Source organism: Maribellus comscasis (assembly GCF_009762775.1).
GTDB classification, from domain to species: Bacteria; Bacteroidota; Bacteroidia; order Bacteroidales; family Prolixibacteraceae; genus Draconibacterium; species Draconibacterium comscasis.
Map to the genome: position 1 here is coordinate 4,799,154 of NZ_CP046401.1, position 18,719 is coordinate 4,817,872.

An 18,719-nucleotide genomic window follows, 5' to 3' on the forward strand; every position below is an offset into this window, starting at 1 on the left:
AAGAAAGCCGGACGTTCGGATTCCCAAAGTCGGACTTTATTGTTTTCTGTTTAACTGAAATGAATTAAAAAAGTACTTGTTTTTTGTTTCTGTTTTCTTAATAACCTATTCTGATATTTTCATTTTAGCTTTGAAGCTTTAACTCGTTTACTGATTTATACATTGTTTTGGGCTTCCCTCCACGAATAATCAACCAAAAGGCAAAACCAATTTCACCAAAAGCCATGGGTAAACTCAACACTGTTTCAACCGTTTTTATTTGGTTGTCAAATTGGGGAAGAAAGATTTTTACGCTGTGAATAACCACGTATGATACTGCGGTAAAAACCAATAATATTCCCCAGAAATTGTGAATGCTTTTTGATTGAAATGCCAAAATTCCAAGAAACAAAAGATGGAATCCAAAAATTATCAGCCCAAACGACCATGTAGATTCAAACGAATCCAAATAGCTCATAATTTGTTTACTTGCCATTTGAGCTTGCGTAATATTTCCATTTAGAATTTTGAGAACATAGATTAAATTCAATATGGCAATCCCAAAAATGAACACAAAAACGATTCGCAATGCTGCGGTGAGATACAAAAGTTTTTTGTTTTTATTTCTGAAAAAAACAAAGAGTGCCCAGGCAACCAAAATATCACACAAAAGAATAAAATGCCACCCAATAATTTCTGTACGGAAAAGCCATCGATGAGATTTTAAATTACCAACAGTAACTTCAGGATTCCCCGGAACTACAAGTGTACTGTGTGCATAGCCAAAAGTGAATGCCGCAATCACTGCCATTATTAATAATGCTATCCCAGCCATTAATGCAGAATTTCTTTTCGTTGTCATCTTCGTTAATTTTAAGGTTGAACAACAATTACTACATTTCCTTTTTTGTGGCCGGAAGCAATGTATGTGTGCGCTTCAGCAACTTTTTCCAGTGGATACTGACGATCGAGCACCGTTTTTAAATGTCCTTCTTTAAAAAGCCCAATCAATTCGACAAATAAATTTTGTAGCTCCTCGTCGGAACGGAGTCCAGTGGCAGCAAATTTGGCTTTCCTTTTACTAAAGGCAGAAGTCCACATCATTTGCAAAAGCAGTGAAAACTTAAGCACCGGCGATAAATACAGACCGTTTTCCGAAAGGATATTTTTATTTTTTGAAAAAGAACTTTTTCCAATCGTATCAAAAACCACATCGTAGGTTTGGCTCATTTTCGTAAAATCTTTTTTTGTGTAGTCAATAACCTTATCGGCTCCCAGCGATTTTACCAACCCTACATTCCGGGTACTGCAAACAGCAGTTACTTCAGCTCCCATAAATTTGGCAATTTGTATAGCAGATGTTCCGAGGCTGCCCGAAGCACCATTGATTAAAACGCTTTGTCCGGGTTTTATTTTTGCAATTTCTTTAAGGAAATTCAGTGAAGTAACATGTCCGTCGCCAAAAGTGGCGCCGTCAGCGTAGCTCATATTTTCAGGCATGGGCAGAATCACTCCGTTTTCAGGAATGGTAAAATATTCCGCATTGGTGCTAAATCCGAGTGTGGTTTCACCAAAAACCCGGTCGCCCGGTTTGAAATTTCTAACCTTCTCACCTACGGTTTCAACAATGCCGGCAAAACCTGTTCCCGGAATGGCATGTTTGGGTTTTGTGAGACCGGTCATTAATCTTCCGAAATATGGTTTCCCTGTTCTCATCATTCCATCCGCAGTAGTAGCCGAAGATGCATAAACTTTTACCAGCACCTCATTGCCTTTGGGTTGTGGTTTGTCCACTTCCCGTAATTGCAGCACATCCGGTGCTCCGTAACCTGTAGCGACAATTGCTTTCATTTTTTCTTTCATCACATTTATTTTTATTGTTTTACTTTTCATTTGATTTGATTTTCAACGAAATCATGAAGCAAATGTAGCGGAGCCACGAATGACAAAAGTTCGGAATAACTGTGGAGAGGTTCGGAATTATAATTTCGGGCTAAAAAGTATGAATATATAAAAAAACAGACCTTCAAGGTTTCTGAAACCTTGAAGGTCTAGGTTTATGTGATATATTGAAATATAAAATCTTTAGTCAATCATTTCAGCCACCTGCCACAAATCACCATCGCCGTAGTGTTCCAGTGAGTTGCCACAATGAACGATAATAATTTCTTTGTCTGGGATAACATAAATATTTTGTCCCAGGTTACCTGAAGCGGCAAACTGAAAAGTTGAATCGCAATTTGCATGTCCCCACCACTGGTAATTGTAATATACATGCTTGCAGTTGTCTCCTCCAAACCAGCTGGGGTAAATATCCCGGGGAATCGATTTGTTTTCCCGTGTAGATTCCACCGCCCAGTTTTTTGAAATGATTTGATTGCCGTCCCAATTACCGTCTTTCAGAAAAAGGCGACCAAACCGCGCATAATCTATGGCACGGGCAATTAACCGACTGGGCATGTATTCAAAACCCGATTTTTTGCTGTCGATGGAAAAAAGGGCGTCGTATTCCATTACCTGCGACCATAATTTTTCCTGCAAATATTCCGACACAGTTTTATGCGTTACCCGTTCAATAATCAATCCCAGGTAACTTGTATTGTAATTGTTATACTGAAACGATTTGCCCGGTTCACGAGCAATGTCCACCTTTTTAAGCAACAGTTTCCGCACATTTGGATGGTAATAACCAATGGCTTCGTCGTGCCAGGGAAGGTGAATATAAGTGCCCGGAATGTACCCGGTAAAATATTTTAGTCCCGAGCGCATTTCCAGCAAATTTTTTATTGTGATTTTTTCAAAATCGGAATTCCGTTCTTTTAGTTCCGGAATATATTTTGTCATCGGATCATCAACCCCGGAAATGAGTCCATCATCGATTGCTGCTCCGATTAGAAATGAAATAAACGATTTTGCCATCGATTGGGAATGAAAATAAGAATCTCTTGAAAAGCCGTTAAAATATTTCTCATAAAGGATAGTGTCTTTTCGGATAAAAATTAATGCAGTAGTTTGCGATTTTTCCGCCCACTCCTCAAACGAACCAAACCCGGAACGATCAACTCTGCCCTGAAACAAGGATTCCACATAATCTTCATCCAGATTCTTTGTAAACTGAAACGTATTTTTCGAGCCTTCAATATGCCTGTTTTCATAAAGCTTGTAGTCGTAAACATCGGCTACATTTTGTGTGATTAGCCGGTAAACATAGGTTGGAGAATATTTTATTGATAATATCATTAAAAAGGCTACGATTAAAAAAAGTGGAGTAAGAAGAATAATTTTTATGGCTCTCAGTACTTTTTTCATGTTGTGTATTTACTACGTTTAATTTTCTCTTTCTGATTTCAATAAAAACATAAAACAAATGTAAAGGATATGTTCCGGGGAAAGTTCGCAAAAAGAATGTTACCATTTGGAGTTAAAAAGCCAAACAATTTTGCCTACTGCAACATCCTGGCAACCATAGGGCGGGTTATTTCAAGTTCCTTTAAATTAATTTTTAGTCCGAGTGGGGCTAATTGCTGCTGAATCATTTCATAAACAGGTTTCATTTCGTTGAATGGCACAATTACAGATTCCCGGGGAGTTGCTCCATGGTTGTTTCGTATTGTTTTCTCCGCCCCGGCATCAACGAGCATTTGGACAATTTCAACACGGCAAAAAAATGCGGCGGCGTGCAAGGCGGTTGAACCCTCATTATTTTTTATATCCAGTTCGGCATTAGCGTCAATTAACGCTTTTGCGATATCTGTTTTGCCAAAAGTAGTTGCGGTTATCAATGGCGTTGAACCACTCACCGGATCTTTTATATTGACGTCGCCTCCTTCCTTAATGTATTGTTTTACAGCTTCAAGATTGTTTGAAATTATTGCAGACTGAATATCAATTTTGGGCTTTTCAACTTTTGATGTCATCTCAGGATAATTGTTTTCTGATTGAGAACTTGCATATGCAGATAAAACATTAGTAAAAGCAAAGCTTACGAACAGGATACAAAAATAGATGTTAAGAGTTTTCATAATTTTAAATTTTAATATTTTAAGTTTGAAAATTGTTATACAAAAGGGATGTGTAATAGATTGAAAATTATCAATTTAGAGTAAAATAAAAATTGAGAAACAGCCGAAAGATTCTGATCCAACAAAACATTGAGCATAAAAGGCTATTTAACCAGTATTAAGAGTTTCTCTCTCGTCTCAGTATTTTTACAATACGCTTATAAACAATTTCCGACAAATTCCATGTATATCCGCCACTTGTATTTACAAACTGAACAACGACTGCATCAATATCTTTGTGATACCTGGCAATACCAGAGTATCCTGGCAATAATCCTGTATGTCCATATTCATAAATAGATGAATAAATAGTTTGTTCATTATCATTTAGCAAAGAGCCATCGTTTAAAGCCCGCAAGAATATACCCACATCCTCTGCCGTGGCTACCATTGAACCGGCAGTATTCTTTAAATCGCCATCATAACTTACGTCATATCCGCTCATAACATCATCTAAATCTACTTCACTAAGTAAACTGTAAGTATTGTTCAGCCCAAGCGGTTTCAAAATTTCCCTCTTGATATATTGATGATAACTATATCCCAATGTTTTATCAAGGATTTCGCGTATCAACAAATAATTTGTATTTGAATAACTGTATTTTTTATCAGGTTCAAATTCTGCGGGCTTATCCAGTACCAACTCCAGATTTTCTCTATTGTCTTTTGGCAGATGTCCCCAATAGCCAGGGGTGTCGGTAAAGTTGGGAATGCCACTTCTATGCTGCACCATCATTCTCAAGGTGATTTTATCAGCATTTTCAATTCTTTCCACCAATGCGGGAAAGTAATCAGCGAGTGTTTTATCTAAAGACAAATGCTTGTCATTTACCAGTTTAGCAACGGCAACAGCAACATACAACTTGCTAATACTGGCAATTTTGAATAATGCTTGCGGGTCGGCGGGTATTTTACTTTTCCGGTCGTGCCATCCTGCGGCGTAAAAGCCGGGTTCTTTTCCGGCCTGATCGATATATACAATTATACCATCAAACCCATATTTTAAACTTTCATCGAGCTGTTCCTGTACCGTTTTAGGTAGTGGTGTAATCCAGGCTTTTATCAGTATCCATGGTACAAAAAACATGGAAACGATGGTTCCAACCAATAAACCTATTCTGAGTATTTGTTTTGTTTGTTTTTTTGTCATTATCATTTTGTTTATGTGATTTCTATGGTGGCAAAAATAATTGTTGAACAAACAACAGAAGTTCGTGATTTTCAATTAGAAGTTCGGAATTATAAAAACGAACCCTTGTGTTTCAGGAACTCTTTTGGGGGCATTCCTGTTTCTTTTTTGAAATAAGTATTAAAAACGGTTTTGGAGTTGAAGCCGCTTTCATAAGCCAGCCCAATTAACGAAATATGACTATTCTCCGGATCTACAGCCAGTTTCTTGAAATATTCAATTCGATAGTAATTAATAAACTCGTTGAAGTTTTTGCCCATACGCTCATTCAGCAACCACGATAGTTTGTTGGGGTGAATTTCTACCTGATCGGCAAGCGAACGAAGCGAAAGATTCGGCACCAGAAACGGCTCTTCTTCACTGATGAAACGAATCAGCTTTTCGGTGTAAATATCGGCAGTTTCGGAATCTAAAAGAGGTGGTTTTTCTGAACTTGGTTTTATTACTGCTTCCGAATGTTGATACAGCTTCTTTCTGTATTTTTCATAACGCGAATCATTCTTTAATTGCTCGGCCAAAGGATCGGTATAACTCAACAACAAAACCGACGACTTCAGCTTAATTGCCTTATCCAGCCAGGCAAAAGCTTCGTCGTTTTTTCCCATGTTGGCGTAGGCCAGGTACAAATAAGAATGTGCCTGAAACGAAGTCGGTTTCTGCGCCTCCTCTAGCAATTGTGTAAAATATTGTTCTGTTTCTGCCTCATCTCCTTTAAGGATGTTTGCAATACAAATGGTTCCTAGCCGCTCATCGTGAACAACAATTTCTTTGGGCATTTTCCCCAAAAAATTTATCGCCTCATCATACTGTCCCATTTTCAACAAGCAGTAACTGCGCACAATATAAGCCGGAATATTATACGAATTTTTCTCAAGACATTCATCGTACAATTTTAACGTCTCTGAATAATCTTCAAAACGATAGTTATAATACGCCCTGTAAAACAATGTTTCCTGCGAAAGAGGATCGACAGTGTGTGCCATTTCCAGATGCTGCTTTGCTTTATCCATTTCTCCGGAGAGCATAAATAACATTGAAACAAACTGCTGCGCCTCCGGATAATTCGATTTTAATTCCACAGCCCGAAGTCCGTGACGAAAAGCCGCCTGAAAATCAGCGTTGTAAAAAAACGAAAAATTGGCTAATAAATAATGAACTCCGGCATTTTCAGGACTCAGGGAGTACGCCTTATTCATGTATTCACGCGATTTTGTCCAGGCTTCTTCCCTCGGCATCAATTCGGTAACTGCAAAAAAACTGTATGCATCAGCCAACCCCACAAGCGAATCTGTATGATTCGGGTCAAGCGCAATGGCTTTTTCAAAAAAATCAATGGCTTTGCGCGCATCCACCGGATTCCATTTATTAAAATGAAACCGGCCTTTCAGAAAAAATTCATAAGCATCGAGACTTTCCGTTTTCTTTTCTACCAGATGCTCCTGAATTTCAAAGTGCCCGTACTGTTCCCGAAGTTTTTCTGCAATCAGCAGACTAATTTCATCCTGAATCTCAAAAATATTCTCCAGTTTCCGATCCCATGTCTCCGACCAAAAATGAAAGTCTTCTTCGGCATGTATCAACTGTGCCGTAATCCGTATTGTTTTAGCAGCCAGCCGAACACTTCCTTCTAAAATAGTAGCAACATTCAACTCTTTTGCAATTTGTGTGATGGGAATGTTTTTATTTTTGAAATAAAATGAAGACGTTCTTGATGTGACTTTTAAATGCTCAATACTGGCCAGTGCATTAATGATTTCCTCTGTTATTCCATCGCTGAAATATTCCATTTCTTCACTGCCGCTCATATTCACAAACGGAAGTACAGCTATCGTCTTTTCTGTAGGTTTTAGTTTTTCCAATTGCATTTTATATTGTGATGCTCACCGGTTTTTGTTTACGATACTCGCTGGGCGTTTGCCCGGTAAATTTTTTAAAGGCTGTATTAAATGACGACTTTGAATTAAACCCGCAATCCATGGCAACTCCCAACAGAGAGTATGAGTCGGAGGCCGGATCGTTTAAACGAGATTTAATTTCGTCGATACGAAACCGGTTAATAAAATCAAAAAACGATTCTCCATAAATCCGGTTGATTAATTCGGACAATTGATAAGGTTGAATATTTATTTTCTTACTCAATTCAGCTAAGGATAATTCATTTTCAATAAAAACTTTTTCCTTTTGAATTGCCGTTTCCAGCCTGGCGCCATATTCTTTCAATTGTTTATCATTCAGCACAAAAACATTTCGCCCTTTTTGTTTTGTTTCAGAACGATTAATTCCGCCGGAGGGCAATTCCTCTTCGACAATCACATCTGTTTTAATACTTTGTCTTTTCCAGGTTGAATAAGCCAGACTGTAAATTATTATTCCAACAAAAAAACCGATGATATTATTCGAAACAGAAAAGCTAAAGGAAAGTCTGTATCCCAGCAGAAATGAAACCAACGCTACAATCATTACCGCAAGAAAAAAATAAAGAATTCTTTTTGCCTGCGCCAGTGTTATCTTTTCTATGTCTGAAAAATTATCCTTAATCCTCTTCTCGTGTGTTTTTATTAAAACCAGGCTGACAATCACATAAACAGAAATATAAATTACTCTTCCCAATTGCATAAACAAAGCTTCCACAGGAACCTCTTTGTTCAAAAAAATGTACTCGGCAAATTCAACTTTTTCTGCTCCGCTTTTTAAATACAACGGAAGAAATGAAATAATATAAATGACGAAAGGGATTCCATGAAGCCAAAAGAATTTGGGCATCCTGTTTTTTGCAAGTACAAAAATATAGATGTAAAGCAATGGGCCATAAAGCAAAAACAAAGGGTCCATTACATTAACAAGGTGAGGAAATGTTTTGTAATAACCAGACATCCCGTAAATTCCACCTAAAAGACTAACAGAAAGCACAAAAGTCAACAAAGCCAAAACCAAGGATTTAACATTCTTTGGTCGGTTTTGAATAATGAGGTAGGTTAAAAAAATACCCTGTAATGCAGCCGCAAAATTTAACAGTACCAGAAATTGCATTTGATATATCGTTTGATCCGAATATATCAATTTTAAACATGGGTGCGATAAAAAAGTTTAGGGATGATTAATTTAACGCTCTCTTTTTTATTTCTCTATACTTCTGCCAGCTAATATTGCTATCGTTATTATATAAATCAAAACAATTGCAAAAGGAATTGCCACAAAGCGAAACGGAGGTAAAATATACCACAGAATAAGAATAACTGCTGTTCTGGAAACTGAATGAAAAATTCCTACCCAATGGTTGATAATCCATGAAAACGGAATCCACATTAACCCGGTTAAAATGCCAATACTCATGGGCAATGAAGTATAGTCAACAAGAAAAAAGGGAATGGCTATTGAATATACCAAAACGGCCTGAAAAACAGTAAAGAGAAAAAGTTTATCAAATTCGTTTTTGGCTTTATTTTTATCCAGAAAGTTTTCGCCGGTAAATTTTGAGAAGAACAAAGCCAGATATACGATTCCTCCGGTTGCAATAAACAGAACCCAAACGGTTATTGTTACAGGCATTGTTAATCCTGAGATCCCAACCATCAGCCAAGCCAATAATCCGGCCAATGGTGTTGCCAGAAATTTTCGTTTTGAGAATTCTTCTCTTTGTTTTTCAAGTGTTCTTGTAATTTGTTCCATCGTTTTTGCTTTTCGTATTTAATCGGCTAATATCATGCTTGCTATTTGTGCATTGATTTGGTTTGGCCTGACTTCCCAATTGTCGGCGCCGTTGGTTAGAATTATTACCGTAACATTTTCATTGGTTTTGTCATTCCAATAGTGCCTGAAGGACGAAATCCCGGCTCCTCCGTGACCAACCATTCTATAATTGCCAGGTAATTTATAGGCTTCCCAACCCTTTCCAAAATCACCATATTCTCCATTGTTAAGCTTCACTGGTGTCCAGATTTTTTCAAGCTGCTTTCTGGTCAGAATTTGTTCGTTTTGAATGGCCTGGAACCATTTTACTAAATCGTGGATAGTAATGTTTAATCCAGCTCCTGCATACATAGGCGAAGAATAGTTTAACGGAAACATTTCCAGTTCATTATTTACATTTTGATAGCAGGTCACCCGGTTGGGAATAATCTTCTTAAAGCCGCCATATTGAGCAGAACTTAATCCGAGTTTGTCAAAAAATTGTTTCTGCATATAAGACTCAAAGTCCTGACCAGCCAGTTTTTCAATGATGATACGAACCAGTAAAAATCCGGTGGCATTGTATTTTGATTCTGTCCCAGGCTGTGAACTAAATGGTTTGTCTTTCAAGGCATCAATCACCATTTTTTCACTTTCCGGAGCCAAATAAATTTGATAATCGATTTGATCGGGAATTCCGGAAGTATGAGACAGCAATTGTTTCAAAGTTAGTTTTCTCCATGCTTCCGGTAAATCTTTTCTATCCTGAAGAAATTCTTCTACGGTTTCATCAACACTTCGATTGTGACTAAGTAATAACTGATGAAGCGCTGTAGAACTAAACAATTTAGAAATGGAAGCTACAGGAAAAGAATTGTCCAATGTCATTGGCACCTGAAGTTGAATGTTGGCTAATCCAAAAGCTTTTTCATGTACGAGTTGGTTATCGATTAAAATTGCATAGTTTAATCCGACTATTTTCAAGCGATCCATCATTTTTCCCAGGAAAGCATCTGTTTGATTAAAAATCGTACTATTCACAAAAACTGATTCTTCCCGGCATTGTGAATTCCATGTGAAAAAGTTTATTAGAAACAATACAAGTAAAAGATTCTTCATCGTTATTAGAGATTGAGTTTCTGTAACATTTCAATGTCTGAACTTAAAATTACCTCCAGATTTTGTTCAATCTTTTCCACATCCCAATCCCACCATTTTATTTCGAGTAGCTTTTGAATAACATCATCCGGGTAACGTTTTTTAATTGCTTTTGCAGGATTCCCACCAACGATAGTGTAAGGCTCAACATCTTTAACCACTACCGAACGTGCACCGATAATTGCTCCGTCGCCAATAGTTACGCCGGGCATAATAATGGCTTCCATACCTATCCAAACATCATTTCTGATAATGGAATCGCCTTTTTTCCCCGGAACTTTAAACATGGCTTCAATTTCCTCTTTTGTTGTTTCGGGGGTCATCATAAAGTTATTGAACGGGAAGGTTGAAAAACCATTCATATTATGGTTGGCTGAACTGGTAATAAACCGAACTCCGTGTGCAATCTGACAGAACTTTCCGATAATTAACTTCTCCGGACTTAATGGAAACAGGTAGGGTGCCAAAAAAGAAGCATAATCTTGCAACTCCTCAAAATGACCAAAATAACTAAAATCGCCAATTTCAATTCGGGGGTGATTGATTACCTGGTTTAAGTGAACCACGGTTTTAATTTCTGTACCATCCGGCATTACCATCGGGTACTTTTTATTTGGATTGAGTAATGTAGTTTTCATCTGATATTTATATTTTTTTTAATATTAATTTACCTTCTCAATCGCGTAACTTTTAAAAAAATCACACAATTGGGATTTTTTTTTAATGAATGAATTACCAACTACTTTTGCCCATCTTCTATTTTAGGTTGTATCCTCTGTTTTCAAAAGGTTGAAGCTCTTCGATAAACATTCTTTCAAGTTGTTTTAGTTCTTTGCGAATATTCATTTTTTTATCGCCGTCCCCTTGTTTGAGCTCACTCAGAACCTCAAAAACAAAATTTTCTTCGCCATCGTTTATCCAATCTTTTTGCAGCCCGGCATTCGGATAACTTCCAAATTTTAATTCTGTTCTGATTCTGTTCCGGATTGCATTAAGATCGGTACTACTGCCAACAAAAATTTTCCCATTAAGCGTATTTCTTATTTGAAAAACACCAATTTGAAATTTCATTTCTTTGTACGCTTTTTTCAACTCCTTTTTTGAATTCATTTTTCTATGTTTTTAGCAGACGTAAATTCATTATTAAACGACAATACAAAAGTAAAACCGCCGGAGAATAAAACGTTCGGAATTATAACTTCGAACCCAAAAGTCTTATTCTCTTCTTTTGAATATCTAATAGAGTTAAGAACTTACAAGAGACTCCGGGACTTTTTGTTCAATTTCTTCAAACAGTAAATCCGTTGATTTTCTGACTTTTGGCAAATCCTGAGAGCGGTCAGAGTCATCACGATATCCAATAGTTGCAATTACACAGGTATTTAATCCTTTTTCTGTCAAACCAAGAATTTCATTGTATTTATCCGGTTCAAAACCTTCCATCGGGCAGGCGTCAATCTCCAATTCTGAGCAAGCTATTAATAAATTACTAACTGCCAGATAAGGTTGTCTCTCCAGCCAGTTGGTTTGTTCTGCTTCTGATTTTTCTGCCAATTTCATCTTTATGAATTCGCCGTAACCTTCCAATTTTGCCATTTCAATGTTTCGCGTCTGTGAAGTCAGCCGGATAAAATCATCAATGTCGTCATCATTTATTTTAGTATAATTACAAAATACAAAAAGGTGCGATGCATCTGTGATTTGATTCTGATTCCAGGAGACGGGTTTCAGCTGTTCCCTAATATTTTTATTTTCAATTATAAGCACTTTATAAAGCTGCAGGCCATACGAAGACACAGAAAGTTGTATCGCTCGTTTTATTTTTTCAAGATTCGTTTGACTCACCTTCCGATTCGGATCAAATTTTTTTGTGGCATATCGCCATTCCAGATTTTTTAGTAATTCCATTTTCTTATTTTTTTAGTCGATAATTATTCATCATAAATTGTGTGGAAAATCCCAGCTTTGCATACATTACTTTCGCCATTTCCGAGGCCTGAAGTGTTGCATATGAAAATCCACTTTCCATCGATTCATTTAGCAGTAGTTTCATGATTTTCTCAGCATAACCTTTCCTTCTCATGGAAGGAATTATACCGAGCGAATGAATTCCGACAACATCAGAAGCGGAACTGTACAAAAGGCAAGTCCCCACAGGCTGTTCGTTGTCATAAGCGATAAAATATTCTACATCGTTCCAGCTTAACAATAACAACTCAGGAGCTATTCGGTAATTAAAGGCTTCCCCAAATAGTTCTGACCACAAAACGGCTTTTGTTTTATCCAATACTCTTTCTAATTTGATGGCGCTGGTGATTTCAACGTTTCCGTTGAATTTTAGTACCATTCCGATTTGTTTGGAAACCTTCTCAAAGCCGCATTTCTCAAATAAACCATCGAAATCTTCTTCTGAGTCATTCCAACAAGAAATTTTCATTTCAACGCTGGATTTCAAAAGAATTTGTTTCGCTGCTTCCAAATTTGCTTCGCTTACTTTATTTGGAAACCAAAGGCGGTTTGGCCACTCTGAATTGATGACCTCGCAATACTTCATTTCCTCTTGCGTGTAAAAAGCATTTGTCTTCTGGCCAACGAGTTGCCAAAGACTTGTCAAATTCTCAATATTCGCTTTTATTAAATTCATAATTATTTTTTATTTAGAAGAAATACTCCAATTACCAACGCCGATATCCCGGCCAACCGACGGAGATCAATCGGCTCGGGAGGGAGTCCAAACCAGGCAAAATGACCGGCAATTGATGAGAATAGAATTTGCCCAAACAAGCCTATTGAAATCATGGAAGAAATGCCCAGTTTGGGAATGGTATAATAATAAAGGCTGATTCCTATTACACTAAAAAGCGCACCGCTAAACCACAAATAATATGGAATTTCTTTGACTTGATGAATTGTTGGGACACTTTTTAAACTGAACAACGCAAAAACAAAAGCAAACACGGTGCTAAATAAATAAGCGACCAACGTTGCCAGCATCGGATTTTTTAACAGGATACCAAGTTGGGCGTTCAAGCCTCCCTGAATGGATAAAAATACTCCCCCGGCCAAAGCGAAGAATATAATTGTAAGGTGATTCATAGCTAACGTTTTCATTGCAGATTGATAATTACAATTTCCCACAAAATTATAGCGCGAACCTGCAATGAATCGACAAACTTAAGGAAATCGGACGTTTTGTTTTGGAAAGTCGAACTAATTGAAAGAGTTTATAAAACCGTTAATGTTTGGTAAGCGCTTAATCATTTGAAAAAATATGGTCTGTCTTACAAAAACAGGTTTTGTTTATGGTTTGAAATAAAAATAAAGGTTAAAAACAAACGAATGTTCACCTTGTAATCATTCAGTAAAAGAAAATGTAGTTTTTCGATATTAAGATAATTTTTACATTTGTTTTAGTTCATTTGAATTGTCTCAATATTATATGATAACAGAAAGAAGGGGAAAAAAAATCAAATTTAACGACGGTTCTGAAATTAATCTGGAAGACTTTTTTAATTCCAACTATCTTCGGTTTAATTCGTTTGCATTTAACTATCTATCGGACAAGAATGAATCTGAAGATATTGTTCAGGATGCTTTCATCACCTTTTGGGAGCAGAAAAAAACATTTCCCAATCTCATTTCTGTGAAGGCCTATTTTTATACTTCAATAAGAAATATGTGCCTTAATCGTATAAAACATGATTTGGTAAAACAAAGATATTTTCAGGAGAATCAGCATAAAATGGAATCAACTGAATTTTTTTTGGAAGGAATTCTTCGAAAGGAAGCCAATGGAATAATTTACAATGAAATAAATAATCTTCCCCAAATGGAAAAGAAAGTATTACTGTTGTCATTAAAAGAATATTCCAATGAACAGATTGCAAACGAGCTGGATATTAAAATTAATACAGTAAAAACACACAAATCAAGAGCCTATCGGGTTTTACGGAAAAGATTGGGTAATATTATTTTTATGATGTTTACTTTAAACAAAAGCTTCTTCAATAGAACAACAAGTTAATTCTATTTCAAAATACTTTTATATATGTAGTTTATTGACAGTGTTTTACTGCGAAGGGATATTTTTTTTTATTTTTTTGTAGTCCCATTACACTTTGAAGTTGTTTTCAGTAATATGAAACGAAATTATTCCGGGCAAGATGAAGAATAATCTGCATGAGTCAATATTACTAGGACAATTTATTGGTAAATATTTAACAAATACTGAATCTGCTAAAGAGAAGGAAGCTCTTGATAAATGGATAAATGAGCGTTCCGAAAACAAGGAATTACTAAATTCTATTAATACCAATAGAAATCTGACTCAGGAATACGAGGTGACAGACTTGTTCGATAAAAAGGTCGGTTTGGAAAGATTTAAAGAGAAAGTACTCCTGAAATCAAAAACACGTGCCCTGATTCGATGGAGAATTGCCGCTTCAATTTTTGTTTTGGTAGGAGTAGCCGGTATTTTATACTTTTTGTCCGGTGATTTAAGAAAAACAGTTGAAGCCCCAGTCCTGTACACATCTGTTTTTACTGAGAACGGCCAAAGATCCAGGGTCGTTTTACCCGATAGTTCAATAGTTTGGTTAAATTCAGGCACGACACTTTCTTACCCCGGTGACTTTTTTAATCAGAACAGAAAAGTTATTCTTAACGGACAGGCATTTTTTCAGGTTTCTCACAAAAGAGATTATCCTTTTTCGGTAGAAGCGAATGGTTTTGTTGTTACTGTTCTGGGTACAAAATTTGATGTGAATGCTTATTCTGAATTAAATGAGATCGCTGTCGTGCTTGAATCAGGCATTGTTGAATTAACACATCAGAACTCCGATTCTTTTTCCTATACAATGAAACCCGGAGAAAAGGCGATTGCCAGTTTAACTGATAATCGTACAATAGATATCAGTCATGTTGACGCCGGCGTTTATTCGTCATGGAAAGAAGGAAAGCTTATCTTCCGCAATTCACCAATGAAAGATGTGATAGAAAAGCTCAGAAAATGGTACAATGTAAATGTAGAAATTGTCGATCCTGAAGTATATAATTCTATTTTCTCCGGTACGGTGAAAAATGAAAGTTATGAAGAAATATTCAGGTTAATAGGAATCGCATGTAAAGTTGATTGTAAAATAGTACACAACTATAATAAAGAAGCTAAACCTCAAATTATTATTTCGAAAAGATAACTATTGATAAAATTTTAAAATCTGAGCTTATGATATAAACCAAAAACGATCAACAAAAAAGGAGATGCTGGTAACATCTCCCTTATTTCTTAGCCTCGCGGTAAGCAACTCAAGAGGCATAGTCAACTTGAATTTTTTAATAATCCAAATCAAAACAAATTTATGAAAAAAAATTATTGTGAATTGATTTCCGGTGTATACAATATCCGGAAATCCAATTTTTTAAGAAAAATGAGGATTGCTGTATTACTGTTCTTGCTTAGTATTACCCAAACATTTGCCTTGGGAAGTTATGCGCAGACAAAGCGTTTAAGTCTTAATTTTCAGGGTGAAACAATCATAAACATTCTGAATAAAATAGAAGATCAATCCGAATTCTATTTTATGTTTGATGCCACAGTAATTGATGTAAGTCAAAGAAAAAGCATCAAATGCGAAGATCAACCCATCGTAACGATTCTGAATCAATTGCTTGAAGACACCAAAATAGTATACGAGATCAGCGATCGGCAGATTGTGCTTACCAGTAAACAAGAGTCGTCAGTTGGACAACAAAAGGCTGTTTCCGGGAAAGTATCCGATTCTTCCGGTGCTCCTCTGCCGGGTGTAACAGTGGTAGTTAAAGAAACAACAAATGGTACTGTTACCAATGCCAGTGGCGAATACGCTTTAGCTAACGTTTCCGGTGAAGCAATTTTACAATTTTCATTTATTGGAATGCGAACACAGGAAGTGATTGTTGGTACCCAAACACAGATCGACGTTGTAATGGAAGAAGAATCAATTGGAATTGAGGAAGTGGTTGCCATTGGTTATGGTACTGTAAGAAAAAGTGACTTAACAGGCTCAGTAGGTTCAGTAAATGGCGATGAAATTGCCTCTGTCCCAACTGCAAATGCGATGCAATCTTTGGCAGGAAGAACTCCTGGTGTATATGTTATGCAAAATGCAGGTGGTCCGGGAGCAGATATGCAAGTACAGATTAGAGGCTCGAATTCCATACAGGGAAGCAATGAACCTCTTTATGTGGTTGACGGATTTTTGTTTACCGGGAGTTTGAACATGATAAATAGTAATGATATTGAAAGTATTGAAATACTAAAAGATGCTTCTGCAACTGCTATTTACGGATCCAGGGGAGCCAATGGTGTTGTACTCATTACAACTAAACGTGGAAAATCCGGGGAGACCAGGATTGATTTTGAATCTTCATTTGGGGTTCAGAAACTGAGAAAAAAACTGGAGTTAATGGATGCAGAAGAATATGCAAATTTTTATAATGAACAAGCTACTAATGATGGTCTTGAACCTTATTTTTCGCAAGATGAGATAGATGGTTTTGGTGCAGGATATGATTGGCAGGATCTTATTTTTGTCACTGCTCCTGTTTATAACAGCACATTAACAGTTAGTGGTGGAAATGAAAAAACTAAGTTTTCTATATCGGGGAGTATAATGGATCAAAAAGGAATTATTCAGGAAACCTATTTTAAAAGATATTCACTCCGGGCAAACTTAAACCACGAAATAAATAAATTACTATCTGTAGAATACAGTTCTATATTAACAAAAAATCTAAGAGATAGTGAAAGCTCACAGGGAGGAAACAGAGGTGGAACCTTATTATCTGCTGCAATAGCTGCTCCTCCTACATTAACACCGTACAACGAAGATGGAACTTATAGGCTCTTGGCTACGGGGCATTCCTTTTTATCAGGAGCTTTATTTAATCCAATAAATTATTTGAATGAAGAATATAATAAATCTGATGAAAACTCAGTTTTAGCTAATTTAGCATTAGTTATTGAGCCAATTATTGGATTAAAAGTTAGGATACAGGGAGGCCTCAAAAATACAGAAGATAGAGATGACAGCTATCGAACCTTAAATTTTACAAATTCACAAGGAGTAGCTAATGTTTCAGTATCAAACAATCTTAGTTTATTAAATGAAAATACAATAAGCTATAATAAAACAATCAATAAAATTCATAATATTTCTGCAGTTGCAGGATTTACTTACCAGGATTTTACTTATAAATCACTTGGAGGAAGTGGTTCCGGTTTTTTAAGCGATGCGCTTGAAACATACGATTTGGGAGCTGCTGGCAATCCGGGAGTCCCTTCTTCGGGATATTCAAAATCGGTAATACTTTCTTATTTGGGGCGATTAAATTATTCGTTTAACAATAAATATTTACTAACAGCAAGCATACGTACCGACGGGGCATCTAAATACAGCGATGGCCACAAATGGGGATACTTCCCTTCTGCAGCTTTTGCCTGGAAATTAAAGCAGGAACCTTTTTTAAAGGACAATAATCTTATTGATGATTTCAAATTAAGAACAAGTTGGGGGGTGACAGGAAGTCAGGCAATTAATGCTTATCAGACTCTTACCCAGCTTTCATCAGGAATAACGGTATTTGGCGATGACCAATATACCACATTTGCACCAGGGACTCAATTACCGGGTGACTTAAAATGGGAATCTACCGAACAATTTAATCTCGGATTAGATATTGCCTTACATAATTATCGTTACAGACTTACTGCTGACTTCTATTTGAAAAATACACATGATCTGTTAAATCCTGTTAGTTTACCTTCTTCTCTTGGATATTCTACAACAATAAAAAATGTAGGGCAAATACGTAATAATGGGATTGAATTCTCTCTTGATTCTAAAATTCTTACAGGAAAATTTATATGGAACTTAAATGCCAACTTGGCTATTAACAGGAGTAAAGTCATTAAACTTTACGATGGTCAGGACATTCTCACAGGTAGCTTCTCCCATCCTTTGATTACAGATAATGCAAAATTGATAAGAGAAGGAGAGCCTTTAGGCGTTTTTTACGGATATCTAACAGACGGTTATGATGAAACCGGAGTTGAAAAATACAAAGATCTGGAAGAGGATGGAGTCATCAATGAATTAGACAAGACAATAATTGGAGATCCTAATCCTGATTTTATTTATGGTTTTAATTCAAATATGAAGTACAAAAACTTTGAATTGAACTTATTTATACAAGGCTCATACGGAAATGATATTCTTAACGTTAGTGGGATTTCAAGAATTGATTATCAGGGAGGTTTAAATTTGCCAAAGGAAGTTTATTACAATCATTGGACTGTAGATAACACCGATGCAAAATATCCAAAAATATCTACAAACTCAACCGCCAAATATTCAAATAGGCAGATTGAAGATGGCTCGTATTTAAGGTTCAAAAATATTCAGCTTACATATAACCTTCCTTTACATCGTTGGAATTTTTACGGACTTGATAAAGTTCAAATATACTTCAGCGGGCAGAACCTGATAACATTTACAAAATATTCCTGGTATGACCCGGAAATTAACTCAGGTGGCGAACAAGGTTTGGATCACTATCGATATCCAACGGCAAAAACATATTCGATGGGTATTAAAGTGTCATTTTAATCACTAAAAGTAATTTAT

At 36.4% G+C, this 18,719-nt stretch carries 17 protein-coding genes; 3 read left to right on the top strand and 14 right to left on the bottom strand.

The features are described 5' to 3' along the window. Positions 1-124: 124 nt before the first annotated feature. From GM418_RS19150 to GM418_RS19215, 14 genes are all read right to left on the bottom strand, one after another. Positions 125-841, bottom strand: a complete 717-nt coding sequence (locus tag GM418_RS19150) for a DUF4386 domain-containing protein (protein WP_158868851.1) — start codon at positions 839-841, stop codon at positions 125-127. A gap of 11 nt (positions 842-852) precedes the next feature. Then, on the bottom strand, positions 853-1,872 hold the full coding sequence (locus tag GM418_RS19155) for an NAD(P)-dependent alcohol dehydrogenase (protein ID WP_217447528.1): 1,020 nt from the start codon (positions 1,870-1,872) through the stop codon (positions 853-855). Positions 1,873-2,064: 192 nt separating this feature from the next. Continuing rightward, entirely contained in the window at positions 2,065-3,288 is a 1,224-nt protein-coding gene (locus GM418_RS19160; RefSeq protein WP_158868852.1) for a serine hydrolase domain-containing protein, read from the bottom strand. 134 nt (positions 3,289-3,422) lie between these two features. After that, on the bottom strand, positions 3,423-4,001 hold the full coding sequence (locus tag GM418_RS19165; protein WP_158868853.1) for an ankyrin repeat domain-containing protein: 579 nt from the start codon (positions 3,999-4,001) through the stop codon (positions 3,423-3,425). A gap of 157 nt (positions 4,002-4,158) precedes the next feature. After that, positions 4,159-5,190, bottom strand: a complete 1,032-nt coding sequence (locus GM418_RS19170; RefSeq protein ID WP_158868854.1) for a serine hydrolase domain-containing protein — start codon at positions 5,188-5,190, stop codon at positions 4,159-4,161. 89 nt (positions 5,191-5,279) lie between these two features. Then, positions 5,280-7,094, bottom strand: a complete 1,815-nt coding sequence (locus GM418_RS19175) for a tetratricopeptide repeat protein (protein WP_158868855.1) — start codon at positions 7,092-7,094, stop codon at positions 5,280-5,282. A gap of 1 nt (position 7,095) precedes the next feature. Further along, on the bottom strand, positions 7,096-8,259 hold the full coding sequence (locus tag GM418_RS19180; protein ID WP_158868856.1) for a helix-turn-helix domain-containing protein: 1,164 nt from the start codon (positions 8,257-8,259) through the stop codon (positions 7,096-7,098). Positions 8,260-8,346: 87 nt separating this feature from the next. After that, positions 8,347-8,898: a DUF7010 family protein gene (locus tag GM418_RS19185; RefSeq protein ID WP_158868857.1), complete on the bottom strand. Its 552-nt coding sequence runs from the start codon at positions 8,896-8,898 to the stop codon at positions 8,347-8,349. An 18-nt stretch (positions 8,899-8,916) separates the two neighbouring features. Then, entirely contained in the window at positions 8,917-10,017 is a 1,101-nt protein-coding gene (locus GM418_RS19190; RefSeq protein ID WP_158868858.1) for a serine hydrolase domain-containing protein, read from the bottom strand. A 5-nt stretch (positions 10,018-10,022) separates the two neighbouring features. Next, complete coding sequence (locus GM418_RS31885; protein WP_158868859.1) at positions 10,023-10,694, bottom strand: CatB-related O-acetyltransferase; 672 nt, start codon at positions 10,692-10,694, stop codon at positions 10,023-10,025. Positions 10,695-10,812: 118 nt separating this feature from the next. Beyond that, positions 10,813-11,166, bottom strand: coding sequence for a GIY-YIG nuclease family protein (locus GM418_RS19200; RefSeq protein WP_158868860.1), 354 nt, complete (start codon positions 11,164-11,166; stop codon positions 10,813-10,815). Positions 11,167-11,301: 135 nt separating this feature from the next. Then, complete coding sequence (locus GM418_RS19205) at positions 11,302-11,964, bottom strand: NAD(P)H-dependent oxidoreductase (RefSeq protein ID WP_158868861.1); 663 nt, start codon at positions 11,962-11,964, stop codon at positions 11,302-11,304. Positions 11,965-11,968: 4 nt separating this feature from the next. Then, positions 11,969-12,700: a GNAT family N-acetyltransferase gene (locus GM418_RS19210; RefSeq protein WP_158868862.1), complete on the bottom strand. Its 732-nt coding sequence runs from the start codon at positions 12,698-12,700 to the stop codon at positions 11,969-11,971. Positions 12,701-12,702: 2 nt separating this feature from the next. Further along, the gene (locus GM418_RS19215; RefSeq protein WP_158868863.1) at positions 12,703-13,152 is read right to left on the bottom strand and encodes a DMT family transporter; all 450 of its coding nucleotides are present in this window, start codon (positions 13,150-13,152) and stop codon (positions 12,703-12,705) included. Positions 13,153-13,495: 343 nt separating this feature from the next. Between GM418_RS19215 and GM418_RS19220 the strand changes: the two genes are divergently transcribed. The 3 genes from GM418_RS19220 (at position 13,496) to GM418_RS19230 (ending at position 18,701) form a co-directional block, all read left to right on the top strand. Further along, positions 13,496-14,080 carry an RNA polymerase sigma-70 factor gene (locus GM418_RS19220; RefSeq protein WP_158868864.1) on the top strand — a complete coding sequence of 195 codons (585 nt, stop codon included), beginning with the start codon at positions 13,496-13,498 and terminating at the stop codon, positions 14,078-14,080. Positions 14,081-14,219: 139 nt separating this feature from the next. After that, complete coding sequence (locus tag GM418_RS19225) at positions 14,220-15,251, top strand: FecR family protein (protein WP_158868865.1); 1,032 nt, start codon at positions 14,220-14,222, stop codon at positions 15,249-15,251. A gap of 162 nt (positions 15,252-15,413) precedes the next feature. After that, the gene (locus tag GM418_RS19230) at positions 15,414-18,701 is read left to right on the top strand and encodes a TonB-dependent receptor (RefSeq protein WP_217447529.1); all 3,288 of its coding nucleotides are present in this window, start codon (positions 15,414-15,416) and stop codon (positions 18,699-18,701) included. Positions 18,702-18,719 lie beyond the last annotated feature (18 nt).